This window comes from Brevibacillus sp. BC25 (genome assembly GCF_000282075.1).
Taxonomy (GTDB): domain Bacteria; phylum Bacillota; class Bacilli; order Brevibacillales; family Brevibacillaceae; genus Brevibacillus.
Window position 1 is genome coordinate 26,474 of the sequence record NZ_AKIX01000062.1, and the last position, 26,506, is coordinate 52,979.

The window sequence follows — 26,506 nt, forward strand, 5'->3', positions numbered from 1 at the left end:
CCACATGGCCCTTATTTATTCTTTCTTAAAATCGATACTGATGCTGTGGTTTCGTCCTCGTGTGCTTGGACTCTCCAAAATCGACTTGTCGAAGCCATCTCTTATCACCCCCAATCACGTCTCCTTGCTAGATGCGGTACTCCTATCCTTTTGCTTGCCAAAAGAAGCGACCTTTGTCGTCAACACGGAGATCGCCAAGCGGTTTGCGTTTTTTCTCCGCTTTCGCAAGCATATCGCGATTGACCCGCTCAACCCGTACTCCATCCGCCACATGCTCCGCGTCCTCCGCAACGGACATACGCTGGTGATTTTTCCAGAAGGTCGGATCACCACGACGGGCGGTATCATGAAAATCTACAGTGGTGTCGGCTATCTCGCTCTGCGAACTGGCGTAACGGTTTACCCGATCATCATTAAAGGCCTGGAACGTTCGATCTTCTCGTACTTGAAAGGTAAGCTGAAGCTCTCCTGGTTCCCAGATGTGACCATGACAGTAGGCACTCCGTTCACCATCGAGCGCGATCAGAACCTATCGATGCGCGAACAAAAAGCCACGGCCAATGATCGTATTCTGCGTATTCTCCAAGAAGGCTTGTTCGAGAGCAGGATGAAACAAAACGTGAATCTGTTTGATGAAGTTCTCGAAGCAGCTCGCCTGAATGGTGCAAAAATGGAAATCGCCAAGGATCTGACGTCAGCGATCGACTACAAGACCTTGTTAATCGGCAGCTACTTACTCGGCAATAAATTGCAGCCAATACTCTTAGGAAAACCGGTTGTCGGTATATTCCTTCCCAATTCAGTAGGTCATCTCGTAACGTTACTATCGTTGTTCCGCATCGGAACCACTCCAGCCATCCTGAACTTTTCACTTGGCATTCGTTCGCTTCTGGATTGCTGTGAGACTGCTCATATCGATACGATCCTGACCTCGCGTGTATTCATTGAAAAAGGAAAGCTGGAACACATCATCGCAGGTCTTTCACCGAGCATGAAAATTATTTATCTCGAGGATTTGAAAGCATCCGCGACTGCTTTTGACAAAGTGTCTGCACTCTTCTCTTATTTGCGGAAGAAAAAAGCTTCAGCGGCTAAGAACGAGCTGATCCTCTTCACCTCCGGTAGTGAGAGCAAGCCAAAAGGTGTCATCCTGACGCATACGAATCTGTACGCAAACATCCAACAAGTGACCAGCGTGATCGATATCACGAGTCGCGACAAGTTTTTCAATGCACTGCCGATGTTCCACAGCTTCGGATTAACCGTAGGAACGCTTGTGCCAGTCGTCAAAGGAATTCCAGTCTATCTGTACCCAAGTCCGTTGCATTACAAGGCGATTTCGGAATTGGTCTATGATCAAAACGCAACGATTCTCTTCGGAACCTCAACTTTTATGGCTGGTTACGGACGTATGGCCCACCCTTACAACTTCTACTCCCTGCGCTACGTATTTGCAGGAGCAGAAAAACTGAAGGACGATGTTCGCAATCTGTGGATGGAAAAGTTCGGTGTGCGGATTTTTGAAGGCTATGGGGCAACGGAAACAGCACCGATCCTGTCGCTCAACACCCCGCTGGCTAATAAACCAGGAACCGTCGGGCGTTTAATGCCAGGAATGTCCGCCAAGCTGGAAGCAGTAGAAGGAATCGATGCTGGCGGAGAGCTTTTGGTGAAGGGTCCAAACGTCATGAAGGGTTATATGATTCACGGAAAAGGCTTTGTTCCCGCTGAGGAATGGTACCACACAGGTGATTTGGTTACAGCTGACAAGGACGGCTTTCTCAGCATCCAATCCCGTCTGAAGCGCTTCGCCAAAATCGGCGGCGAGATGGTTTCGCTCAATCTGGTTGAAGAACTGGCTATGCAATGCTTCGGACACTCTGGTTTTGCTGCGATCACAGTGAATGATCAGCGAAAAGGTGAGCGTGTCCTGCTTTTTACCACAGATGAATCGGTTCAGCTGAGCCAATTGCGCGCGTATTTGACGGAAAAACAATACTCGCCACTGCTCATACCAGGTACGATGCAAGTAATCAAAGCTCTACCACTTCTCGGTAGCGGCAAAACGGATTACGTCAGTCTGAAACAGTTGGCCGAAACGGGAGGAAAATGATGTGAACATACGATTAAAACCACTACAAGCCCTGTACTTCACTCAATTTCTATCGGCCTTTGCCGACAACATGATTTTGTTTGTCATCGCGAATCTGCTGCGGGAGAACGGTTTTTCTCCCGCGATGCTTGCACTCGTATCTATTTCATTCTTTCTTCCTTACGTCTTTCTCGCTCCACTGGTTGGGCCTTTTGCCGACAAGCATGCCAAGTCTATCGTGCTGGTGATCGGCAACCTGATTAAAGCGCTTGGTGTCGTCCTGCTGTTTTTCATTGATCAGTCGAGCATCTTGATGCTGATGTTGTGTTACTTCACAGTAGGAGTCGGAGCGGTCGTGTATTCTCCGGCCAAGTATGGAATCTTGCCGGAGCTGACTCGAAATGAAGATGAACTGTTTCATGCGAATGCACGCATCGAAGCCTATACGATCTTTGCGATTTTGACAGGAATCGGTGGTGGTGGAGCCATCGCGAACATGACAGCGCCGCTAATCTCGTCAGGAATTTGTCTGCTGATCTATCTACTGTCGCTTGGTATGACTTTCTTCATTCCTCGTATGAGAGGGGATGCATCCATTCGCTATGGGGCAGAAGCACGACGCTTTTTCATCGACTTCCAGCACCTGATGAATCGCCCAGAAACGAGTTTTGCCCTGATTGGAACCGGAGCGTTCTGGATGTCCTCTGCTGTCCTGCGCGTGGCCGTTCTGGCCTGGATTCCCCTCGCGCTTGGGATTAACCCGGAGAGCTTCTCTGTATCGCTGATTCTCGCAACGACATCCATCGGAATTATTGCCGGAGCTTTTCTCGCACCCAAGCTCATTCCTTTGTCTCATTTCACTCGATCGCTGACATACGGATTCGGAATGTTTCTCATCATCGTGCTATTCCCTTGGACGAACATCACCTTTGTTGCCATCTGTCTATTGCTTCTCGTCGGTTTCATGGGCGGCGTGTTCATTATCCCGATGAATACCGTCTTGCAGGACGAAGGCAAGCGGATGGTCGGTTCCGGGAAAACGATTGCGATTCAGAACTTCATCGAGAATCTGCTAATGGCAGTAGGCTCCGGCATTTACTACCTGATCACCTATATCGGCATCTCCGTCTCTGGTGCGATTGTTGGTCAAGGGTTGCTGTTGCTCGGGTTCCTATTGTACTTGGTAAAGTATCGCAGAAGAATTGTTCGTTGACAGATTGGCGTCATAGAAAAAGAAAAAGCCGTGACTACTCGCGTCACGGCTTTCTTGCGCTCATCTCTGTTATTTCTTTTGCTGCGTTTTGGTTGGCGGTGTGACCGATTTCTCTGTAGCCTTTCTTGCTTCGTTCAGTTGATGATAAAATTCACCTTTTGTTTTGATTGTCGCGAACTTCGCTGCATCGACTTTTGCTTTTGCAGACAGCTCGGTGATTTCTTCTTTAGTTACCGCGTCCTTTATGTTGATGGAAGCGATATTGGTGTATTTGCCATCCGCTGTTTTCGGAACGCTCAGAATGCCTGCATTGATCAGCTCAACTATGTCCTTGCGTTCAGGTGCTGTGGTGTCCACACCTGTAATCTTCCAGTTGTTTTGTACTTTTGGCTCGTAAACGCCCTTTTTCACTTCTTTCAGGTACGCAATAGCACGGTTGCGGATCGTTCCACCCGTTTCACCAAACGCACTGTTGTCTTTGGAAGACCACAGCTGTTCGAACTTGCGTCCTTCCAATGCGCCACCTTTTGCCTGCAAAGCTTCCATCCGGTATGAGTTCATTCCGAGCTTCAAGGTATCTTCAGCCTTGATCGGTGTCTCATCGAGCTTGCGCAGGTTCGTGATGCGGCTACCGTATGGCTTGGTCAGGTCGATTTCGTATTTCACGCCACCGAAGAAATCGTTGGTGCTGTATTTGGAAGCGCGGCGTTTTGGATCAAAGCTAACTGTCACATCACCAGGGCGCGTGGAATTGAAGTAGCCCACAGCCCATTCCATGTAGTCTTTCAAGTCTTTTCCGGTTACTTTGTAAACGGTAATCTCGCCACCCGCATATTGGTAGTTGTAGGCGATATCCTTTTTCTTGATCGGACCTACGTCCAGCTTTGCTTTGTCGTTATCGATCTGGTGAGCAACCACGTCTGCTTTGCTATAGTAGAGCATCACTTCATGGAAAAAGTCGGATAGCGGCGTCTCCTGAATTTGTACCGTCGGGATGCCCTCGACCTCGTTTTTCGGTACCAGGTTCATGCCTTTGAGCTCTGCTACGACGATGTTGGCATCTGCACGTGCGAACTCATGGAAAGGCTTGAGCTTGGTCTCCAGCGCTGCATCGGATACTGCTGGTGTGCCATCTGCGCCTTTTACAGGGACCGCAGTCGCTTCCTTGTTAGTCAGCACGACCTTGCCGTCTTTCTTTTCGAAAGTCAGGTCAATGCGAGAGAGATGCGTACCGTATTTGTCTGGCTCTGTGATCAGGACGCCGTTGATCTCTTCCTTTTTCACGAGCTTGTGCATGTGACCTGCAAAAATCGCAGTCAGTTCTGGAACGGCGTTTGCGATATCTGCTACGCCCGTACCCGGAATACCGTTTTCATTCTCGATGCCCATGTGCATGAGACCGATCATGACGTCTACTTTGCCTTCCAACTCTTTTACGGCTTTCTTGGTTTCTTCTACCGGATTTTTGATCACGAGGCCATCCAGATGATCGGTTCCTTTTTCGAAATCAGTAATCATCGGCGTGTTCATCCCAATGACGCCGATTTTTACACCGCCACGCTCAATGATCGTGTACGCAGGCAAGAAACGCTCGCCATTTTCCTTGTAAATGTTCCCTGCCAAAACAGAGCCTTTGTATTGGCTACTGACCTTATCCAATACATCGAGTCCAAAATTAAATTCATGATTGCCAAAAGCCCACGCGTCATAGTTCATTTCGTTCATCGCGACCATGATAGGAGACTGCGGTTGGTCGTTGAACAGCTCTGCCGAGTTGTCTTGGATCGAATCGCCTGCATCCAGCAACACGGTGTTCGGATTTTCTTTGCGAATCTCTTTAATCATCGTGAACAACTGCGTCATGCTGCCATTTGGATTCGGGCCATCCAGAGCATAATCCCACGGCATGAATCGTCCGTGAATGTCAGATGTACCCAGCAACGTAATTTTGGTAGGTGTTTCTGCGGCCTTTACCGGTGCGGCGATCCCCATCATCGCACTGCCTAGCACCATAGTTGTAAGTGCTACACTTAATAAGCCCTTCGCTAGTTTTTTCATAATTTTCCCCTCTGTCTCTCTTAATCTGTCAGTGCCCTCAATGGTGTTACTCTTATTGTCCTCCTATTCTTTTATGTATGAAAATTCTGGTTTGCTATCTAACTATAGCAGGCATATGAAAGGAAAAATAGCAAAAAAAGCCGTGACGTAAATGTCACGACTTGATCGCTGCATAGTTCTGCAAACACTCCAAAAAGAGTTCTCCGTACTTCTCGAATTTCGCCTCGCCTACTCCTTTGATCTGGAGCATGGCCTGTTTGTCAGTCGGACAAACACTGCTCATTTCCTTCAAGGTACTGTCTGGGAAAATCACGTACGGTGGTACCTTTTGTCGTGTCGAGATTTCCTTGCGCAATGCACGCAGATGCTCGAACAACTCGTCATCCTCTGTCAGTTGCACAGGACGTATCGCGATTTTTTGCACGACGCGCTCTTCGCCCCGCAGAACTGGCAATGCCCGCTCCCCCAGCTTTACGATTGGATATTGGCTCTCCGTCACTTGCAAATAGCCTTCGGCAATGAGGAGCTGGATCAAGTCTGCGATCTCTTTTTCCTTGTATTCCTTCATCAGACCGTACGTAGGCAACTGATCGAAGGAAAACTGGGTAACCTTTTTATTCTTGGAGCCTTTGAGTACCTGCGCGACGAGTGCGGCACCGAAGCGCTCTCTCATACGCTTGACGCAGGAGAAAATCTTCTGCGCTTCGAGCGTAATATCGGACAGCTCAGTCTCATCGGTGCAGTTCGCGCATCGTCCACATACGGCAGCATCTGTTTCGCCGAAGTACTGCACGATATTTTGCTGCAAGCAGCGCGGCGTCCGGCAATAGTCGATCATCGCGTACAGCTTTTTGTACTCAAGCTCCTTGCGCTCGTCCAGCAGTTGATTCTGCTCGATGAAAAACGTTTGCGTCTGGATATCCTGTGGCTGAAACAGTAGAATACACTCACTTGGCTCCCCATCGCGTCCCGCACGGCCTGCTTCTTGGTAATACGCCTCCAGGTTTTTCGGCATGTTGTAATGAATGACGTAGCGCACATTGGACTTGTCGATGCCCATACCAAATGCGTTGGTCGCGATCATCGTCCGGACATCATCGTACAGGAATGCTTCCTGATTGGCCGCACGCTCCTCTTCCGTCAGTCCTGCATGGTATTTGGTCACAGCAAAGCCACGCTTGTCCAAATCTGCATGCAAGGCGTCCACGTCTTTTCTCGTTGCCGCATAAATAATGCCCGCCTGCTGCTTATTCGCTCGCAAGTACGCCTGAATGAATTCTCTACGGTTCTCCCCCTTGCGTACAGACAAGATGAGATTGTCTCTACCAAACCCTGTGATAAAAAGGCGCTCGTCCTGTAATTGTAGCTGTAGCTTGATGTCCTCTGTTACTTCCGGAGTCGCTGTCGCCGTCAAGGCTGCGACGAGTGGGCGCTGTGGCAAGGATTGAAGAAAACGGGCAATCGCCAAATAGCTCGGACGGAAATCGTGCCCCCACTGCGAGACGCAATGCGCTTCGTCCACTGCTATAAACGAAATCGGTACATCCTGAATCAGGTTTTGGAACGCCTCGGATTCCAAACGCTCTGGAGCGATATACAACAGCTTGTACTCTCCTCGAGCCGCCATACGCAGTCGGTCGCGAACCTCGCTATAATCCAGTGAGCTGTTAATTTGGGTGGCGGGAATGCCCATGCTGACCAGCACGTCGACCTGATCCTTCATCAGCGAGATGAGTGGGGAGATCACGATGGTTACGCCGTCCTGGAGCATCGCTGGGACTTGATAACAGATGGATTTCCCGCCACCTGTGGGCATGATGCCTACGGTGTCATGTCCAGCTAACAGGCTCGTGATGATTTTTTTCTGGCCTTCTCGAAATGATTCGTAGCCAAAGTACTTTCGTAAAATCTCTTGTGCTTTATCTAACAAAGAGAATCACCTTCTCTTTCGACAGATTTTCAATGGGTTTCTACTAGTTTAAACATAGGGATTGGGACAAAACAAGGGGGCTGCTGTGTTTGGGTCAACATGGTGGAGGAGAAGAAAAAGCACAGTTCTCTTCGACTCTGACACGCCAGCATGGAGGGATTCACTGGCCGTCTACACTTAAAAAAGGGGACCGTCGAGCCAAAGCCACCCTACGGGCGGAAGTTTCTCAAGGAAGAGGTGTTCGACAAGCGTGGTCCCCTTTTTTAAGTTCCGACTGGGTAGGCGTTGTCAAGGTCTGCGAGCCCTGTGCTTTTTCTTCTCACCAGCTTTGGTCGTTTATCGATACCTCTCATACTATCAAATATCAAAAAAGCACCACATGGGTGCCTAATAAGTAGCCTATGAAGTTACCGAATAGATGAACCGTTTTTTCTGTATGACCCAAATGAACAAGTACACGATATACCCGAATATCCCGCCCGCTGTATTCAGGAGCAAATCATCGACATCAAACGTTCCTACATCCATCACGAGCTGTGTCAGTTCGACACCGAGACTAAGCATCAGGGATAGCAGGATGACTCTGAACAGGGAACCGGCTTTTTTTGGAAACAGGAGTGGCAGCAGGAATCCTAGTGGCATGAAGGCGATCACGTTGCCTACGAAGTTCACCGCACTATGCCAGCTTTGGTTATTTCGAATCAATCTGACATAGTTTTCGATTTCATGAAACGGCACCAAATTACTTCGGTAGCGCAACCGCTCCACAATCACAGACGGATCGCTCCAAATGATTTTCCACTGATCTAATAGCAAGGTGACATCCAAACTGCCGAATTTAAACAGCAGTACCTTCACGACGAGAAACAAGTAAAGGGCAAACACTGCATAACCAGCAATAGCAAGCAGTTCTGTCGGTCTCTCCATTTTTTGCACGTTATCCATTGTCAAACCCTCTCTCCATTAGCTTTTTTGTCTCTGTAAAACGAGTGGCATCTTCTTCAGCGCCCATTACGACAGAAATGAGCCGCTTGTCCCCCCGCTTCGCTGTACCCGTGAAGCAATACCCCGCAGCAGTCGTATAACCCGTTTTGAGCCCGTCTAGCCCTGCGACACTCCAGTCAGCGTTTTCCCCATTGAGCATGAGGTTTGTATTAGCGACATTCTCTTTGGTGGAAGCCAGCTCCACGGATGGCTCGACCGTCAATTTGACAATATCGGGGAAGTCGTTGAGCAAGTGGTACGCGAGCATTCCTACATCGCGAGCTGTCATTTCATTTTGTCCATATCCAGTATCCAATCCGGTCGTATTCACAAACGAGGAAGACCTCAGATTCAGTTCGGCTGCCTTCAAATTCATTTGTTCCGCAAAGGCGGAGGTGCTGCCCGCCAAATATTCGCCGATTGCCACCGCTGCATTGTTTGCAGAGCCAATCGCCATCGCTTCATACAAGTCTTTTATCGGATAGGCCTCTCCTGCGACAAGATGGACCCGTGATCCCCCAGTCGCAGCCGCACTCCCAGATACGACGATCTCGTCATCCCAATCGATTCGCTCTTCCTTAATGGCTTCGAGGAGCATATATTCGGTCAGCATTTTTGACATGCTTGCTACCGGGTAAGACGTATCGGCATTTTGTTCGTACATGATTTCTCCTGTCTGGCTATCCAACAGAATCGCTGCCTGTGCATCGACCTTCTCGTATGTTTTTTCCGTTAGCGTAATGGGTCCTTGGAATTTCCAATCTGCTTCTACTGAGTCTGAATCGCGCAAAAGCGTCAACCCGACGAATATGGTCAGCATGAGCACAGCCCATGTTGTTTTCCTCATAAAAAAAGCCCTCCTACATCTGCAAAAACAAAGGCTGTAACCTTCATGCAGTCAGGATAGACTTTTCGATTAAAATTAACGGAAACGAAAGGTAAAGAAAAAGTAAAGCTTTTCTCAAATGCTTGAAATTGTACGTGGTAGCCAAACGGTAAAGGTTGTACATTCGTTTGTGCTTTCGACGGAAATGCTGCCTTGGTGCAGATCGATGATGCTTTTGGCGATAGCGAGACCGAGACCCGAGCCTCCTGTCTCTTTCGAGCGTGAGCCCTCCACCCGAAAAAAGCGTTCAAACAAGCTCGGCACATATTCAGCCGGGATCGGCGCTCCGTTATTGGCGACAGAAATCGCGATACCTTCTCCTTGCTGAAAGACGCGAATGATAATTTCCGTACCATCGCGTCCGTATTTCACAGCGTTGGAAATGAGGTTTTCCAGAACACGAACGAGCTTGTCGGTATCTCCCGCCATTTCGATTTTTTGATCAGGCGTATCTACGATTAAACGCAGCCCTGCCTCATTCGCCACGAGTCGAAAGCCGACCGATACTTGCTCAACCAGTTCTACCAAGTCAAACTGCGTTCGCTTCAAATACGCCCCGCGATTGCGGACCTTCGTGTACTCAAACAAATCATTGACGAGTACGTTCATCTGTTTGGCCTTTTCATAGGCGATATGAGCGTAATGCTTGAGCTTCTCCTCGTCCTTGTATTTGTTCTGCTCAATCAGTCCCAGGTAGCCAATTATGGAGGTCAACGGCGTTCGCAGATCATGGGAAACATTGGTAATCAATTCATCCTTCGATTGTTCCAGCCGCCGCTCCTCCTCCATCGCATCCAAGGCGCTTTTGACCAGAGCATGGATGCTATCGACGACTTGGCCCAAGCTGCCGTTCGGACGAATGGAAATCTGGTGATGATAATTGCCTTTCGCAATGAAATGCAGTTCGTTTATGATTTGCTCCATCTGCTTTTGTTCCAGGTACTTGCGGATACGAATGACAGACCACGCTACAAACATACCCGTCGCGATTAAAATAATCGGGATTTTAAAGGAATTGATATCGAAATTGACCCGCAGCTTCCAGATGTAATCTCTGATTTGCGGGATGTTGTAGAAATAGTTGTTAGCGAGAAAAGCAGCCAACTGAAAAACAGCGTAGATGATCATGAGGCCAAGCAGCAAATCGAAAAGGATGCGGATAAAATCCTTGGCTCTAAGCTTCAATTTTATAGCCGACCCCCCAGACCGTCTGTATCACCTTTTCGCCATTGGTCGCCTTCTCCAGTTTTTCCCGCAGGTTGCTGATGTGAACCATCACCGTCTTGTAGGAAACGAAATTCTCCATTTTCCAGCAGCGGTCAAAAATTTCTTCCGAGCTGAATACTCGATTCGGATGACTTGCCAGAAGATGCAGGACGGAAAATTCCAATGCCGTCAGCTTGATCGGGGTGCCTTCTTTTGTCTGCACGAAGTGACTTTGCTTGTCGATAATCAATGGCCCCGCCTCAATCACATGATCCTGTTTGCTTGGCTGCGTGTAGTTCGACCGTCGCAGGAGAGACTTGACCCGCGCAATCACTTCCAGCGGATTAAACGGCTTCGCCACGTAATCGTCTGCGCCCGTCATCAAGCCCAGGATTTTGTCCATATCATTCGTTTTGGCACTCGCCATCAGAATGGGGATGGTCGAGTTTTTTCGTATTCGCTTGGTAACTTCCAGCCCATCCAGATTCGGCATCATCACATCCAGAATGACGAGATCGATCGGCTTCTGCCCCAGCCTCTCCATCGCTTCCAGACCGTCAAAAGCCTTTTCGATCTCATACCCTTCGTTGCTCAAATATATCGCCATCAGCTCTACAATCTCTTTGTCGTCATCTACAATCAAAATCCTCACGGACAAACACCTCCGAACTCGTACATGGTAGATATAGATAGCATCACTATAACAAGAATTGTTAAAGAAAAGGTAAAGCAAGTAATTGTTCTCTAACATTATCGCCATTCCGTTCACGAGACCAACCGAGCGAATGAGAGAGCAATATTTCAAACATCCCCTTGTGTTATAACTAACTTGAATTTCAATCAAGGGAGATGAAACCATGAGTAATTTAAAAGGGAAAATTGCATTGGTAACCGGAGCAAGCCGTGGGATTGGTCGTGGCATCGCATTACGTCTGGCACAGGATGGCGCATTGGTCGTCGTACACTATGGAAGACGACAAGAAGAAGCAGAAGCAGTCGTACATGAGATTGAACGAACGGGAGGCCAAGCTTTCGCAATCGGTGCGGACTTGCGTACCCTTGATGGCATTCGCGATTTATATGCGACATTGGACGAAGCACTGCAGAAACGTACAGGAGATCATCGTTTTGACATTCTCGTCAATAACGCTGGGATCGGACAAATCTTAACATTGGAAGAGGCTACCGAGGAATCGTTTGACGAGGTCATGAACATCAATGTCAAAGCGCCGTTTTTTATGATCCAACAAGCTTTGCCTCGCTTAAGAGAGGAAGGCCGCATCATCAATCTCTCATCCTTTGTGACTCGTGCAGCTTCCCCAAGTGTGTTCACTTATAGTATATCGAAGGGGGCTGTTAACACACTAACGCTAGCTCTGGCTAAACAACTGGGGAGCCGTCACATTACGGTAAACGCGATCCTGCCTGGCATTATTAACACGGAGATGAATGCCGGCACGTTGCAAAATAATCCGGATGGGCAGAAGTACGCCGCTGGACTTTCCACCTTCAACAGATGGGGAGAGCCTGGTGATGTAGCGGATATTGCCGCCTTTCTCGCTTCCTCGGACAGCCGTTGGGTAACCGGTCAATTGATTGACGCCAGTGGCGGATCGCATCTGTAATGGTTCTTAAAAAAATAACCGATGGCCACAATCACGGGACCATCGGTTTTGTTTATGAAGATGCTATTCTTTTGGATGAATCATTTGTTCAGGACGCACGACTTGATCGAATTGCTCTTCGGTCAGCAAATTGCTCTTGATCGCCGCTTCCTTGAGTGTGATGCCTTCTTTGTGAGCCAGCTTCGCAACTGCTGCCGCATTTTCATAGCCGATATGCGGGTTCAGTGCCGTCACCAGCATCAGCGAGTTGTTCAGGTTTTCTTTGATCACTGTCAGATCAGGCTCGATACCTACTGCGCAATTGTCATTGAAGGACTTCATCGCGTCTGCCAACAATCTTGCGGATTGCAGGAAGTTGTAGATAATCACTGGCTTAAACACATTCAGTTCAAAGTTCCCCTGGCTAGCAGCAAAGCCAATGGCAGCATCGTTGCCCATCACTTGGCATACGACCATCGTCATCGCTTCGCTTTGTGTCGGATTCACCTTCCCTGGCATGATGGAGCTGCCTGGCTCGTTCGCCGGAATGATAAGTTCACCGATTCCGCAACGTGGGCCGCTCGCCAGCCATCTCACGTCGTTGGCGATTTTCATCAGATCCGCAGCCAGTGCTTTCAGGGCGCCATGTACATGAACAAGCTCGTCATGGCTGGTCAGCGCGTGGAACTTGTTTTCTGCGGTCACGAATTGGTGGTTGGTTTCCTTGCTGATTTCTGCTGCGACCATTTCACCGAAGCGCGGGTGCGCATTGATGCCTGTTCCTACCGCTGTACCGCCAATCGCCAACTCACGCAGGTACTCATTGCTCTCCTTGATCATCTTTTCCGATTTTTCCAGCATGCGTACCCAACCGCTGAATTCTTGGCCCAGCGTCAGCGGAGTCGCGTCCTGCAAATGCGTACGACCAATTTTGATGATATCCATATAGGCTTCGCTTTTTTCTTTCAGCGTTGCTTGTAGCAGCTTAATTGCAGGCAGTACTTGCTCCTCGATAGCGACCAGTCCAGCCATGTGCATCGCTGTCGGGAATGTATCATTGGAGCTCTGCGATTTATTCACATCATCGTTGGCGTGGATGCGAGTCGAGCTGCCCTTCTCTTGCAGCAATTGGTTCGCGCGGTGAGCAATGACTTCGTTGACGTTCATGTTGGATTGCGTGCCGCTGCCAGTTTGCCAGACAACCAGCGGGAAATGCTCATCCCATTTTCCTTGGATCACTTCATCTGCTGCCGCCACAATCGCTTCTGACTTTTCATTGTCGAGCTTGCCCAGCTTTTGATTCGCTAGAGCAGCGCTTTTTTTCAGGATGGCAAACATGCGAATCAGTGGAAGCGGCATTTTTTCTTCGCCGATTTCAAAGTTTTGGAAGCTGCGTTGTGTTTGGGGGCCCCACAGCTTATCCGCCGGAACCTTGATTTCTCCAATCGTGTCCTTTTCAATTCTGAATTCCATCTCGCATCCTCCTCAATATCGAACATTTTACTTATGTCAAAAAGGAAATGAAGCAGTTCTTCTCTATTAAAATGATAATGATTTTCATTCTTGTTATCAAGGGATGAAGTGTTTTTTCTGGAAAAATGAAAAATAATGTTGCCCTCAAACGGTTGGGGTCGGGGGAAGCCCTGCCACATGTCTTCCAGTCGCCTGTATCCTCTCTTCGTTCGGGCGGTCTCCTTCCAGACATGTGACAGTGCTTTCGCATCGATTGAGTGTAGTAGGAGCTTTTACAACGTTTTGTAAGTGATTCAGGGAGACTTCATGAGCACCCTTTCAAGAAGTAAACAAAAGCCGCGTAGAAGAAGCGCATTTCCAGTCCAAGCGCCTCTGGAGCCCGACCCAGCGCAGGGAAAAATGGCGGGGAATTTCAGCTTCACTTATGAAATCCTTCTTCGAAACATCTACGTTTGAAGCGCTCCCGCCATTTTTTCCGGAGCGGACAGTCTTCACCATCAGCAGGGCGGAGGCCGAAGCGTAGACTGGAAATGCGCTTCTTCCCTCACTACAGCCACTTGAAATAAAAAAGACGAAAGCCACACATGGCCTCCGTCTTCTAGTATTCCTTATTATCTGCTTTCTACTTCTACCGAAATGACATGATCGACGGCCTTCAGCAAGCTGTATATATCCGTCGTATACGTATTTTCCGATGCTGTAATCATCATTTCCAGCTTTTGCAAACTATTGTCCAAGTCTTTGACCTTCACCCGCTTGACTTGCAGTTCGAGGTGCTTAATCTGCTTGAACACCAAATCCAAATCGCCCCCGCCTTCGACCACAATCTTGATCGACAAATCTCTTTGTCTAAGCGATTCTGGACCAATCAAGCGAAGAATGATCGGGAACAAATTAATCGCCAAAATAATGAGGAGCGTCGCGGTCACTGCCTCAAAATAAAATCCTGCTCCTACTGCAATCCCAAGTCCAGAAGCTGCCCAGACCATCGATGCTGTGGTCAAACCCGAAATGACATCATTACTCCGGCGTAGAATAACACCAGCCCCAAGGAAACCTACACCGCTCACAATTTGAGCAGCCAAGCGCAGCGGGTCCATATTCGTGTGTCCAGGAACGGAGAACCGATGCACGGATTCAATCGAGACAATCGTAATGAGACAGCTCGCAACCGAAATAACCATGCTGGTTTTTACACCCAGCGGCTTGTGCTTGAGCTGCCGATCCATACCAATCATCAAGCCTAGAAATAGTGCAACTCCTAGTTTTAGCAAAAAATCATACGTCGTGAATACCGAGAGTGACATGAGTCTCTCCCCCCATCTGCATTGATGTCAGGTTATCTTCCATCGTCTATGATAAGAAGTATATCTGGTCTTTCATCTAGTGTAAACGGGGCTTTCATTCTTCATGCAAAAAGCGGAAAACCCCCACATTAGGGATTTTCCGCTTATCTGTTTCCTTATGAATGGCTGCGAATCATGCGTTTCTGTAACGACAGCAGACGTCCAAAAAGGAAGATGGCACCAGCAGCCAACCCCGTAATCAGACCAATCCAGTATCCGAATGCTGCAAGCGAAGTGAATTTCGCCAGAATGTATCCCAAAGGCAAGCCAATCACCCAATAAGATATCAGCGCAACGATAAAGGTAATGGTCACGTCCTTGTACCCGCGCAGTACCCCTTGAATAGGAGCCGCGACGGCATCAGAGATCAGGAAGAGGATCGAGTACATCAAGAAATGCTGGGCAAGCTCCAACACCTCGATGTCGGTCGTGTAAAAACCAGCCACCTGCTTGCTAAACATCAGCAAGCTGATTCCGAACAAAAGGGCGATACCAAGAGCGATACCTATCCCCAAATAACTGTACTGCTTCGCGTCCCGGAACCTTTTGGCTCCAACCTCAAAGCCGACGACAATCGTCAACGCCATGGATATGCTCAATGGCACCATGTACAGGAATGAAGCGAAGTTCATCGCGGCCTGATGCGCCGCAATCGTAATCGTGCTGTATTCACTCATGAACAAAGTGACGGCCGCAAAAATGCTAACCTCGCAAAAGATCGAGAATCCGATGGGAAGCCCCAGCTTCAGCAGCTCTTTCCATGCTTTCATCGAGATCCGATGAAAGTGGGAGAACAAACCGAACTCAACGAATGGATGTACACGATTCACGACAAACAGAGTAATCAGCAAAATACACCAGTACGTTATGCCAGATGCAAGCCCGGCACCGATTCCACCCAGTCGAGGCAAACCAAAGTTACCAAAGATAAGAGCGTAGTTCAGTAGTACGTTAATCGGCAACGAAAGCAGGGTAATGAACATCGTTACCCGTGTTTGTCCTAATGCGTCGATAAAGCAACGGAACACCGTATAAAGAAACATCGGAATAATTCCAATAGCGATTGCATGCAGGAAGCCGCGAGCAATCGTGCGCACCTCAGTCTCCAATTGCATCCAGTTCAGGATCGGATCAAGCACCAAACCACCGACGATGATGACACCGACCGCAATCCCTACACTCAAATACAAGGCCTGCATGACCGTGTAAGGCACCTGATTTTGTTTCCCTGCCCCAACCATCTGTGCAACCATCGGCATGACAGCCATCAGAATCCCCGTCAAGCCTGCTTGAACAGGTGTCCATAGACTAGCCCCAATCGCTACCCCCGCCAAATCTGTCGGACTGGCATGTCCAGACATGATGGTATCAGCGAACGTCATCGAAAACAGCGCCAGTTGTGATATCAAGATCGGAAGCAAAACAGCCAAAAACTGTCGCCATTTTTCTTTTAGCGAATAGGTTTCATTCATTTTTCATTTCCTTCTAACCTTATAAGATGGGCAAACAATCCCGCATCAACTGTGGTCGGAGACTGTTTATCGTTCAAATTATAAGTATATCAAAACAAGTAGGAATCAGCAAAATAGTGGCTGCATTTACACAACAAAGCCCAGGCAGTTCACCCGGGCTTTGCTACATTATTCAGCCAGCTTCCATACATCGGCTTTCCCTGGCTCTTCGCCCTTGGTCCACCATTTTGCTTCATAAACCTTGTCTCCGTAGTTCACTTGCGCTCCACCATCATACGCTTTGCTGGAATCCCACGACAGTACGACATCGCTCACCAGTTTCCACGCATCGGAACGGTCTGGCTGTTCACCAGTAACCCACCATTTTGCTACGAATTCCATTCCATCATACAAGACACGGTTGCCCTGTACATACACAGCAGAGGAATCCCACTCAGCAATTTCACCTGGTACTTCAGGCTTTTTCTCCGTTGTGCTTGCAGCAAAAGGTGCGCTCTCTTCGGAAATATTTCCTGCAGCATCAACTGCCTTGATCGTATACGTATAAGATGTTCCTGCCGTTAATCCTTTATCGACAAAGGAAGGCCGCTCAACTGTTCCTACGTGGGAGCCATCACGGTAAATCTCATATTTCACCACACCAACATTGTCACGGGAAGGACTCCACATGAGGTCGATTTCTGTCTCTGTTGGATGGTGAGTCATGATTCCTGCTGGTGCCGTCGGTGCTTCTGTATCCACGATATCTTCTGCTTTTGTGCGAACGGTTAGTGCTTTGCTAGCGTTAGACTCTTTCCCTTTGCCATCGACTGCCACAACGGTGTAGCTGTAAGCCGTAGCAGGCGTCAAATCTTTGTCCGTGTATGCTGGTTCTTTGGTAGATGCGATTAATTTGCCATCGCGATACACATCGTACTGCTTGATTCCGTCAGTTGCCACGGATTTTGTCCAGCCAAGCTCAATGCTTGTAGCTGTTTGTGATACAGAAGTCACATTGCCAGGAACGGTAGGCTTTTCTATGATACCTGTTCCATTGTTAATCAAATTCACGTCAATTGCTTGGTAAAAGGCCATGCCCGTATCAGCAATTTCCCAAACACCCAAAATAATGTGGTAACCGCTACGATCTGTCGGTACATTGCACGAATGCGTTACCGTGAATGGCGGTCTTTTCCCTCCGTCCTGGAACGAGCAGAACAGTTCCAGATCCGCTCGGGCAAGCGGTTTGTTAGGATTCCAATCTTTTTTCGTGATGTAATATTTCCACTCCGCTGTACTATGCGGGGCTGTTAGATTCCAAGTAAACGCATTTTGTCCACCCTGCAAGGTAACCTTGGTCCAGCGATCTGCTGTTTGTGTGTAAAGCTCAGGATAACGGCCTGCACCGGTAAATTCACCATCGGCAGGACCCGATTGCGGGAACGAACCGATTCCCTCCACGCTTTGCGGTTCATACTGGATTTGACCGCAGCCTGTGTTTTGCCCCGTCTTACACAAGTAAGAGCGACTCGCTGGTGATTCGATGTACCCGTGAGCTGAGGCCTTCTCAGCGAACACGAGAGTAGCTGCGCCCGCCACCAGCATCATTGCCAGCATGAACAAAAGCGACAGCCCTTTACTGAACAGTTTGTTTCTCAACCCTACGTTATCCATTTATTTATCTCCTCTTTTCTGGATTAGGATCGAATACCATATTACAGAAAATTTTTCCAGTATTACAGATTCTGAATACCTAAACCAAAACCTACCAATTACCTGAATTCCAGTAAGGAAATAGGAGATTATTCAGGAGTGTATACCTATGCATGAAAATTTATATGCATCTTTCGGGACTTTTTGATCAAAAAAAGTTGCCTGCCGAAAATAATATTCTCAGCAGACAACTTTTATCACATCAAAAGCAACGGAACTATTTTCCCGTCATTTACATCGATCAACCCCAGATCCGTCAGCTTCAAGGCTGGACTGACCGGTAAGGAATGCGTGCTGATCGACATGATCGGGTTGTAGTGATCGTAACCGAGCGACTCCATAGCACGGCGTAGTTGTTCGACTTCCTTTGCGGTTTTTTCCAATGGTTCCTCTGTCAAAATGCCTCCGACCGGCAAATGAAGGCTCGCGATCACCTTGCCATCCTCGACTACATAAAAGCCGCCCTGGTTGCGGATGACTTCATTGGCTGCGACCATCATATCGTGCGGATTGTGTCCGACAACCAAGAGATTGTGGTTGTCATGCGAATAACTGGTGGCTACAGCCCCTCGCTTGATCGTATCGCCGCTGATCAAGCCATAGCCGCGGTTACCGTTTTTGCCATAGCGTTCAAAGACGGCGATTAAGCCGTACGGGCTCTCCTCCCACAAGAGTTGTCCTTCCCGCACCTCAGCGATTCCACGGTGATCCTCTGTAAAAGTAGAACCGTTTTGAACGAGCATGACCCGACATGGATAACGATTGTCCGGCACATCTACTGTGACGTGGAAGTCTTGCTCTGTAAGTGGCGATAGCTTGATGCTCTCATAAAAGTGCGCAGGAAACTGCTTCTCTTTGACCACTTGTCGGTACTCTTCCTTGACGTCGTAAGCTTTCTTCCCATTTTTATAGACGCGTTCGATATTGAGTTCATGCAGATCAGACACCAACAGGAAGTCCGCTATTTTACCAGGAGCAATCGCCCCTCGATCCGTCATGTTCATACGTCTGGCTGGGGTAAATGTACTCGCGTAGATCGCGCGCTCTGGCTGCATGCCCATTTTAATGGCTTTTTTCACGATATGGTTCAAATGTCCACGATTAACCAAAGAATCGGTCATCACATCATCCGTCACAAAACAAAAATGCTCAGAAACATCTTCCTTTACAAAAAAGTCCATGACTTCATCCGTCATTGATTTTTCTTGAATCTCCAGAAACATGCCCGCTGCAATTCTCGCTTCCATGCCCTCACGTGTCTGGTGCGTATGATCGGAGTCCACTCCCGCATAAATGACGCGATGCAGGTCCAAATCAAGCAATTTCGGGACGTGCCCCTCGATGACGAGCTTTGGATACGTCTTGCGGATATGCTCCAGGATGCGATTCGTCTTGCAGTCAGGGTCCTTGATGATGTCTACGTAATTCATGATTTCGCCGAGGCAAATGATCTCTTCGGAACGCAAGAGCTCGTCCATATCTGCAATCTCGACAGACCCACCTGTCGTTTCCATCGAGGTAGCTGGTACGGAGCTCGGGATCGCGTACAACATATCAACGACACAATCACGGCTCGCACGAATCATCTCTTTGATCCCTTCGATTCCGAACACATTGGCCATCTCATGCGGCTCTGGTACGATCGTCGTCACTCCGTTTTGAATCAAACCAAAGGAAAATGTCTCAGGCGTCACCATCGTGCTCTCAATATGCAAGTGAATATCGACCAAACCAGGAATCATGTAGCGGCCCTGTCCGTCCACGATCTCGGCAGCTTCAAATGTTTCCGTACTCCGCTCCCCAATATAGAAGAATCGTCCATCCAAAACAGCGACGTTTCCTTTGATGAACTTTTTAAAATAGCTATTAAACACTTGGACGTCTTGAATCAACAAATCGACCTTCACGAAAATAACCTCCTGTCTTTAGTCCACGAGTATCACTTTGTCTTTTGGAAACAGCAGATTGACGTTCAGGCCAGTCTTGTACGGCGTCTCCATTTCCTGATTGACCGTGAAGTCGCCCAACTCTGTTTCCACGACATATTGATAGCTGCGTCCCAAAAACGTGCTTACCTTTACCGTTCCGCGCAGACGGTTCATTCCCGACTCGGTGCTCTCTTCTGTTGTCACAAGGAGGTCATCTGGTCGCATTGCGCATTTTTTGCCAGACGGATTCGCCGTGCCCGGATTTTTGGACGCGGTAAAATGATGGTCACCGACACGCAGGCCAATTTCTCCGTTCTGCTCGGTGCGCTCTGCGAAGTCGATGAAGTTGGTAAAACCGATAAAGCGAGCGATAAACTCCGTCTTCGGATATTTGAAAATCGTGGCTGGATCGTCGAGCTGCTCGATCACACCCTTGTTCATGATCGCTACCTGATCCGAGATGGAGAAGCACTCCTCCTGATCATGCGATACGTACACAGTCGTAATTCCCAGCTCCTGCTGAATGCGACGGATTTCTACGCGCATGTTGATCCGCAGGTTGGCATCGAGGTTACTGAGCGGCTCATCGAACAACAGCAGGTCAGGCTGAATCACCAGTGCCCGAGCAATCGCCACGCGCTGTCTTTGACCACCGGACAGCTCCTTCGGGAAACGCTTTTCATAGCCGCCGAGACTCACGACTTCGAGAATTTGCTGCACCCGGGTCTTTACCTCTGTTTCATTGACCTTGCGCAGGCGCAAGCCGAATGCCACGTTATCGAAAACAGAAAGGTGTGGAAACAGCGCATAGCTCTGGAACACAAACCCGAAGTTGCGCTTGTTGACCGGAACCCGCGTATAATCTTTTCCGTCAAACATGAAACGGCCATCTTTTGCTTCCAGAAAACCTGCAATCAGTCGGAGTGTCGTCGTCTTTCCGCAACCGCTCGGACCGAGCAAAGAGATGAGCTGTCCTTTTTCGATATTGAGATTGAAGTTTTGCAAAATATATTGATTGTCATAGGCAACCGATACGTTTTCCAGCGTGAGCAATGCCATGAGTTGATGCCTCCGTTATCGTTTTGTAAAGTAGGAAAGCCCCATCAGACGTTCAATGATAAACATGAGAATAGCCGTAAAAATCATGAGCAGCACGGAAATAGCGGCGATCGTCGGATCGAAGTTGTTTTCTACGTACGTCAGCATCTGGATTGGCAGCGTGCTTACCCCTGGTCCCGTCATGAAAACAGAGATATCTACGTTGTTGAACGACTCCAGAAAAGCGATCAGAATCGCAGCAATAATTCCGGAGCGAATATTCGGCAAGACGACTTTGAAAAAGGTTTCGAGACGACCTGCCCCAAGGCTTAAAGCCGCTTCTTCAATAGCGAAGTCAAAATTGGACAAGGAAGATGCAATGACGCGAATGATAAACGGAAGCATCAGCACCGTATGACCGACGAGAAGTCCCGCATAAATCGGCAAATTGTATACGACAATGACGTATTTCAGCATGGCAAAGCCCATAACAATACCTGGAATCAGGACAGGTGAGATGAAAATGCCATTCAAAATGCCCTTGCCACGAAAATCAAAGCGACTGAGCGCATAGGCTGCTGGAATCCCCAACAAGAGCGCCAAGAGATTCCCCAGCAAGGAAACGAACATCGACGTCTTGAATGTCGTCATGAACATTTCTACATTGAAAATGTTTTCGTACCACCGCCAGGAAAAGCCCTCCGGCGGAAACTTCAAGACGCTCCCCGGCTCAAACGACGTAAAAGAAATGATAATGAGCGGCCCTAACAAAAACAGAAAGACGAGAGAGGTAAACAGGGCCAACCCGCGATTTTTCTCCTGCATAGCTTCTACCCCTTCGGATTTAATTTCGTCGCCAGCTTGTTCATGAAATAGATGACGACAAATGTAATGACAATCATGATCGTGGCAATGACGGATGCCAAATGCCAGTCATTGAGCGTAATCGCATTTTGATACAGGAACGTGGAGATGACCCGCTGTTTTCCACCTAGCAGGGCAGGCGTGGTGTAGGCGGTCAAGCTTCCGACAAACACCAGAATGCTACCGATGATGAGTCCCGGTACACTAAGTGGCACAATGACCTTCCAGAAGGCAGTTAACTTGGAAGCACCCAAGCTCTCCGCCGCCTTCAGCAAATCTGGGTCGATGTTTTCCATCACCCCTACCAGCGTAATAATGATCAGCGGCAGGAACAGATGAATCAAACCAATCATCATCGCAGTCGGCGTATACAATATTTCCAACGGCTTATCGATGAGCCCGATTGCAAGCAACGAGCTGTTCAATAAGCCCTTTTTTCCGAGAATAATCATCCAAGAGAACGACCGCACGACAGAGCTAGTCAGCAAAGGAAAAATCGCCAATGCCAGCAAGATACCCTTTTTGCGTGGGCCCAGCTTGGAAATGTAGTACGCGGCAGGAAAACCAATCAGAACACACGCAATCGTCGTGACCAGACTGACCTGTAGCGTTGTCAGCATAATTTTCAGGAAGTACGCGTCGGTAAGAAATTGCAGATAGCCTTGAATCGTAAAGCTACCATCTTGATAAAAGGTGGATGCAATCGTCATCACGATTGGAATGACCATGAACAGCGTCAAAAACAGCACACCCGGCAACAGCAATAAATAAAGACCCGTTTTTCTCATCTGATTAACTCCTGTTCACGGTATCGTCAGGCTTTCAATGCGCCGATAAAACGCGCAAAGAACGCATCTGCATCTACGTCCAGACAGACGTTTATGTTCGGTTCTTTTTTCAGGCGGTTTTGAAAGTCGCAAACCGTTTGCCCATCACACAGCTCACTTCTCGTTTCGATATCTACATACAGTTTCTGCGTCTTCACCAGCTTGGGATCGAGTGCGACTGCGACAGCCAATGGATCATGCATGGCGCACGCATAGACGCCATTTCGCCCGAAATAGCGATGGAGGTAATCAGACGTACTCTGTCTTACGTACTCGCCCATCGGTGTATCTCCTAGCTCGCGAATATGCTCCTCGTTTAGCAACACTCTTCGCGTCACATCTAATCCAACCAGCGTCAATTGCGGGAATCCAGCATGAAACACAACCTTGGCTGCCTCAGGATCGACGTACATGTTATACTCCGCAACCGGCGTCACATTGCCATGCTCGCGGACCACTCCACCCATGAAAATGACTTCCTTGACGTGTTGGACCAGCTCTGGGCATTTTTTCACCGCCAGTGCCAAATTGGTCAGCGGCCCCGTCATGATGAGCGTAATCTCTCCGGAATGCGCGAGTACGTTTTCCACAATGAAATCAGGAGCAAAGCCAGCAGTCGGTTCCTTGTAAATCGGAACTCCGGCAAGGGCACCTCCCAAGCCATCTTCACCATGTACAGCGTGCTCGAAAAACAACGGCCGCAGCAGAGGTTCAGATGCTCCACAGACAACAGGGATTTGCTCGCCGACTTGCAAGAAATCGAGAATTTTGCATGTGTTTTCTGTGGCTTTTCGTAGCGATACGTTGCCATTCACCGTAGTGATGCCAACCAGATCAAATTGCCCGCTCTTCACAGCGAGAATAATGCCAAGCGCATCATCAATGCCCGTATCCACGTCAAGAATGATCTTTTGCACGAGTGGTCCTCCTCACGTTCATCATGAAAACGAGGGTATATCCGAAATTGTCTATACCCTCGACCTTTGTTTTTCTATCGTTCGTTATTGCGTGATTTCACGATTCCAACGGTCAATCCATGCTTTGGAGTGCTCGTTAACGAATTTCATGTCCAGCATTTTCAGCTTGCTTACGGTTTCTTCCCCGTACGTTACGCCTTTTGCTTCTTCTTCTGTCAGTTGAACAGACTTGTTTACAGGAGAATCGATTTTTGCTTTTGCTGTTTTTTCCTGAACTTCCTTGCTCAGCTGGTAGTTAATGAAGTCTTCAGCCAGTGCTTTGTTTTTCGAGCCTTTTACGATGTTAACCGTATTCATGACCGCATATCCGCCGCTTGCAGGTTGTACGAAAACAGCTTCTGGAACAGCGGCTTTGATGTCTTTGAAGTACATTTCCATGATCGGTCCTACGCCGATTTCTTCTTGACCAAACATGTTCACGTATTCGGAAGTCTTATCGTAGAACTTCACTACACTTTGGTTGACTTCTTTCATTTTCGCGAAGGCTTGATCCTCGTTAAATTCCTTGCTGCCCGCGACCGTAGAAGCACTGTCGAGAACCATCGGGCCAGTTGTGGACGTAATGCTAGGCAGTGTCAGCTTGCCCGTCAGCTCTGGGTTCCACAGGTCTTTCCAATCCTTGATCTCGGTTTTCACGAGCTTTGGATTGTAGGCAATCCCGAATTGGCCAATCGTGTAAGCTGGACCGTACTCCTCGCCCAGTGGTGCTTTGGCGATGTCGTAGATTTGATCCATGTTCGGGATGCGGCTGCGGTCGATTTTTTCAAATGCGCCACTCTCAATCCCTTGCTGTGCATAGTAGTCAGAGAGGTAGATCAAGTCTACATCGGAGCTTCCTTGGCGAATTTTGTTCAGACGCTCTGCGTTGTTCCCGATTTCCAGCACAATTTTCACGTTATGTTCTTTTTCAAACGGCTCATATACTTCTTTGCGGAAAAAGTCTTCGGAAAAGCCCCATGTGGAGATGACCAGCTTTTGTGGCTCACCCTTGGCTTCGCCGCCAGCTCCTCCCGCTTGTGGTTGATCATTGCTGCCACAGCCAGCGAGAGCCAGTGACATCATAGAAAAAGACAGGATTCCAGCAAGTAATTTTTTCATCGTAATTCTCCTCCAGTTGGGTTCATTTGATGACAAAATATGGTGATACAATAAAAAGAAAAGTACCCTTGATTAGAACTTATCATTCTAAACAAGAGCACTTTTCTTCGTAAACAAAGAGAAGTGACACCCGTTTTTACGCAAAGTCTACGGTCTCCCCTTAAGATAGATCAAAAGAAAAAATCCGAACGATTGCGTCAGGTATTCAGTTCTGATTCAGCTAAAATAACATTTGTGATCGCCCACTGTGTAGGCGCATCATAGTCCCGCAGCACGGCTTCCAACGGCAACCCCATCTCTTCTTCCAATCGCTCCCGCAGTCTCTTCTTATAAAGAAGGGACATCCGAAAATCGACTTCGAGCTTGAGGGCCGGTGCTTCTCCTTCCAACGCTTGTGAGCGCGGAGAGCGGCGATGCTTGGCTTGGAACGTAATCATCTGATTTTCAATCGTGACTCGGAGCAGAGTCGTTCCAAATCCGAACAACTCTTTTGCTATCTCATTATAGATGGCAGACAGCTTTTTTCTGGTTTCATTGGAGTCCACTAGAGTCATGTCATCACCTGCGATAGCTGGTATCGGGTTCATTCGCTCTCATTATACAAATGATTTTTCAATTCTTCAATAGAATATTCGTATTTAGATCAATTTCACATTTTTCCACCAAGTCATTCGTTTGCAAAAACAGTTGACACCTAAAAAATCAGTCGTTATAATCCAACTATCCAAATAAGAATTAACAACAATGTTTGGAATGATAATTTCATAGCACATTCTCTTATGAAGAGAGGTTGAGGGACTGGCCCTATGACACCTCGGCAACCTATCGCAAACGATACGGTGCCAAATCCAGCGGAATTTATTCCGACAGATAAGAGAGGTATTGTTGCAGTGTGGATACATACTCGCAGTCTTCGCCTCTTCTGTCGGAAGAGGCTTTTTCTATTCCATCTTACATCCAGAGAAAAGGGGTATTTTCATGAAAAAGACTGGTCTACTGCTCACTACACTGCTGCTCGCTGCATCGCTCATAACGGCTTGCGGCGGTAAACAAGAAGCTGCACCTGCTAACGGCGGCACTGCTGCTGAACAAACCTCACTCAAGGTAGGCGTCACTGGCGGCCCGCACGAAGAGATTCTCAACAAAGTAAAAGAAGTCGCAAAAGGCAAAGGGCTCGACGTCGAAGTCGTCGTTTTCAACGATTACGTACAGCCGAACCAAGCTCTCGATAAAGGAAATCTCGATGTAAACAGCTTCCAAACCATCCCGTTCTTGGCGAAGTTCAATCAAGATCACAAAACAAAGATCGTCGAGGTCGGAAAAACCGTGACGTACCCGATGGGCCTGTACTCCACCAAGCATAAAAAAGTCGAGGACATCCCTGCTGGCGGCGTTGTCGGCATTCAAAACGACCCGACCAACCGAGCACGTGCCCTGCTGCTCTATCAGGCAGCTGGTTTGATTAAGCTCAAGGATGGCGTGGGTGACAACGCAACACCACTGGACATCGTAGAAAATCCAAAAAATTTGCAATTCAAAGAGCTGGAGGCTGCTTTCCTGGCACGCTCGCTGAAGAACGTAGAAGTCGCTTCGATTAATACGAACTTCGCAATGGAAGCCGGCTACTCCCCGCAAAAAGATGCGATCTTCGCTGAGACGGCCGACTCTCCCTATGTAAACATTTTGGCAGCCAACGAAACCAACAAAGACAACCCAGCTGTCAAAAAGCTGGTGGACATCTACCGTTCGGAAGAAGTGAAAAAATTCATCGACGAACGTTTTGAAGGAGCTGTACTGCCGTCCTGGTAAGGTCGACGC

The 26,506-nt window shown here is 48.3% G+C and carries 21 protein-coding genes and 1 riboswitch; of the genes, 4 read left to right on the forward strand and 17 right to left on the reverse strand.

Features of this window, described 5'->3' with window-relative positions; genetic code table 11:
- Positions 1-4 precede the first annotated feature (4 nt).
- Both PMI05_RS17895 and lplT read left to right on the forward strand, forming a co-directional pair.
- Positions 5-2,113 carry an AMP-binding protein gene (locus PMI05_RS17895; protein ID WP_007724581.1) on the forward strand — a complete coding sequence of 703 codons (2,109 nt, stop codon included), beginning with the start codon at positions 5-7 and terminating at the stop codon, positions 2,111-2,113.
- Between the two features lies 1 nt (position 2,114).
- Positions 2,115-3,305 carry a lysophospholipid transporter LplT gene (gene lplT / locus PMI05_RS17900; protein ID WP_007724586.1) on the forward strand — a complete coding sequence of 397 codons (1,191 nt, stop codon included), beginning with the start codon at positions 2,115-2,117 and terminating at the stop codon, positions 3,303-3,305.
- Between the two features lie 69 nt (positions 3,306-3,374).
- On the opposite strand, the gene PMI05_RS17905 is transcribed toward lplT, so the two are convergent.
- The 6 genes from PMI05_RS17905 to PMI05_RS17930 all read right to left on the reverse strand — a co-directional run bounded on the left by PMI05_RS17905 (position 3,375) and on the right by PMI05_RS17930 (position 11,027).
- Complete coding sequence (locus tag PMI05_RS17905; protein ID WP_007724588.1) at positions 3,375-5,363, reverse strand: bifunctional UDP-sugar hydrolase/5'-nucleotidase; 1,989 nt, start codon at positions 5,361-5,363, stop codon at positions 3,375-3,377.
- A 154-nt stretch (positions 5,364-5,517) separates the two neighbouring features.
- On the reverse strand, positions 5,518-7,293 hold the full coding sequence (gene recQ / locus PMI05_RS17910; RefSeq protein ID WP_007724594.1) for a DNA helicase RecQ: 1,776 nt from the start codon (positions 7,291-7,293) through the stop codon (positions 5,518-5,520).
- Positions 7,294-7,692: 399 nt separating this feature from the next.
- The gene (locus PMI05_RS17915; RefSeq protein WP_007724598.1) at positions 7,693-8,238 is read right to left on the reverse strand and encodes a VanZ family protein; all 546 of its coding nucleotides are present in this window, start codon (positions 8,236-8,238) and stop codon (positions 7,693-7,695) included.
- On the reverse strand, positions 8,231-9,124 hold the full coding sequence (locus PMI05_RS17920; protein ID WP_007724599.1) for a D-alanyl-D-alanine carboxypeptidase family protein: 894 nt from the start codon (positions 9,122-9,124) through the stop codon (positions 8,231-8,233). Before PMI05_RS17920 ends, PMI05_RS17915 begins: the two co-directional genes overlap by 8 nt.
- Before the next feature lie 114 nt (positions 9,125-9,238).
- Positions 9,239-10,348 carry a cell wall metabolism sensor histidine kinase WalK gene (locus PMI05_RS17925; protein WP_007724601.1) on the reverse strand — a complete coding sequence of 370 codons (1,110 nt, stop codon included), beginning with the start codon at positions 10,346-10,348 and terminating at the stop codon, positions 9,239-9,241.
- Positions 10,338-11,027, reverse strand: a complete 690-nt coding sequence (locus tag PMI05_RS17930; RefSeq protein WP_238543321.1) for a response regulator transcription factor — start codon at positions 11,025-11,027, stop codon at positions 10,338-10,340. The genes PMI05_RS17925 and PMI05_RS17930 overlap by 11 nt, the downstream gene beginning before the upstream one ends.
- A 199-nt stretch (positions 11,028-11,226) precedes the next feature.
- Between PMI05_RS17930 and PMI05_RS17935 the strand changes: the two genes are divergently transcribed.
- Positions 11,227-11,994: an SDR family oxidoreductase gene (locus tag PMI05_RS17935; RefSeq protein ID WP_007724604.1), complete on the forward strand. Its 768-nt coding sequence runs from the start codon at positions 11,227-11,229 to the stop codon at positions 11,992-11,994.
- A 63-nt stretch (positions 11,995-12,057) separates the two neighbouring features.
- Here the strand turns inward: PMI05_RS17935 and fumC are convergent, their stop codons facing one another.
- From fumC to PMI05_RS17995, 11 genes are all read right to left on the reverse strand, one after another.
- Positions 12,058-13,446 carry a class II fumarate hydratase gene (fumC, locus tag PMI05_RS17940; protein WP_007724605.1) on the reverse strand — a complete coding sequence of 463 codons (1,389 nt, stop codon included), beginning with the start codon at positions 13,444-13,446 and terminating at the stop codon, positions 12,058-12,060.
- Between the two features lie 611 nt (positions 13,447-14,057).
- Complete coding sequence (locus PMI05_RS17950; RefSeq protein WP_007724607.1) at positions 14,058-14,753, reverse strand: MgtC/SapB family protein; 696 nt, start codon at positions 14,751-14,753, stop codon at positions 14,058-14,060.
- 155 nt (positions 14,754-14,908) lie between these two features.
- Positions 14,909-16,264 carry an MATE family efflux transporter gene (locus PMI05_RS17955; protein ID WP_007724609.1) on the reverse strand — a complete coding sequence of 452 codons (1,356 nt, stop codon included), beginning with the start codon at positions 16,262-16,264 and terminating at the stop codon, positions 14,909-14,911.
- Between the two features lie 168 nt (positions 16,265-16,432).
- Positions 16,433-17,917: a lytic polysaccharide monooxygenase gene (locus tag PMI05_RS17960; protein WP_007724611.1), complete on the reverse strand. Its 1,485-nt coding sequence runs from the start codon at positions 17,915-17,917 to the stop codon at positions 16,433-16,435.
- 236 nt (positions 17,918-18,153) lie between these two features.
- Positions 18,154-19,863: an adenine deaminase gene (locus PMI05_RS17965; protein WP_007724614.1), complete on the reverse strand. Its 1,710-nt coding sequence runs from the start codon at positions 19,861-19,863 to the stop codon at positions 18,154-18,156.
- Positions 19,864-19,881: 18 nt separating this feature from the next.
- Positions 19,882-20,943, reverse strand: coding sequence for an ABC transporter ATP-binding protein (locus tag PMI05_RS17970; RefSeq protein ID WP_007724615.1), 1,062 nt, complete (start codon positions 20,941-20,943; stop codon positions 19,882-19,884).
- 15 nt (positions 20,944-20,958) lie between these two features.
- Positions 20,959-21,747 (reverse strand): ABC transporter permease, encoded by a 789-nt coding sequence (locus tag PMI05_RS17975; protein ID WP_007724616.1) that lies wholly within the window; start codon positions 21,745-21,747, stop codon positions 20,959-20,961.
- A gap of 5 nt (positions 21,748-21,752) precedes the next feature.
- Positions 21,753-22,574, reverse strand: a complete 822-nt coding sequence (locus tag PMI05_RS17980; protein ID WP_007724617.1) for an ABC transporter permease — start codon at positions 22,572-22,574, stop codon at positions 21,753-21,755.
- A gap of 26 nt (positions 22,575-22,600) precedes the next feature.
- Positions 22,601-23,530 (reverse strand): nucleoside hydrolase, encoded by a 930-nt coding sequence (locus tag PMI05_RS17985; RefSeq protein WP_007724618.1) that lies wholly within the window; start codon positions 23,528-23,530, stop codon positions 22,601-22,603.
- 84 nt (positions 23,531-23,614) lie between these two features.
- Positions 23,615-24,688 carry an ABC transporter substrate-binding protein gene (locus PMI05_RS17990; RefSeq protein WP_007724619.1) on the reverse strand — a complete coding sequence of 358 codons (1,074 nt, stop codon included), beginning with the start codon at positions 24,686-24,688 and terminating at the stop codon, positions 23,615-23,617.
- Positions 24,689-24,885: 197 nt separating this feature from the next.
- A complete protein-coding gene (locus PMI05_RS17995) occupies positions 24,886-25,242 on the reverse strand; it encodes a hypothetical protein (protein WP_015893853.1) in 357 nt (118 codons plus the stop codon).
- A gap of 220 nt (positions 25,243-25,462) precedes the next feature.
- A riboswitch (SAM riboswitch) is annotated at positions 25,463-25,565 on the forward strand.
- Between the two features lie 101 nt (positions 25,566-25,666).
- Here PMI05_RS17995 and PMI05_RS18000 point away from each other — a divergent pair.
- The gene (locus tag PMI05_RS18000; RefSeq protein ID WP_007724628.1) at positions 25,667-26,497 is read left to right on the forward strand and encodes a MetQ/NlpA family ABC transporter substrate-binding protein; all 831 of its coding nucleotides are present in this window, start codon (positions 25,667-25,669) and stop codon (positions 26,495-26,497) included.
- Positions 26,498-26,506 lie beyond the last annotated feature (9 nt).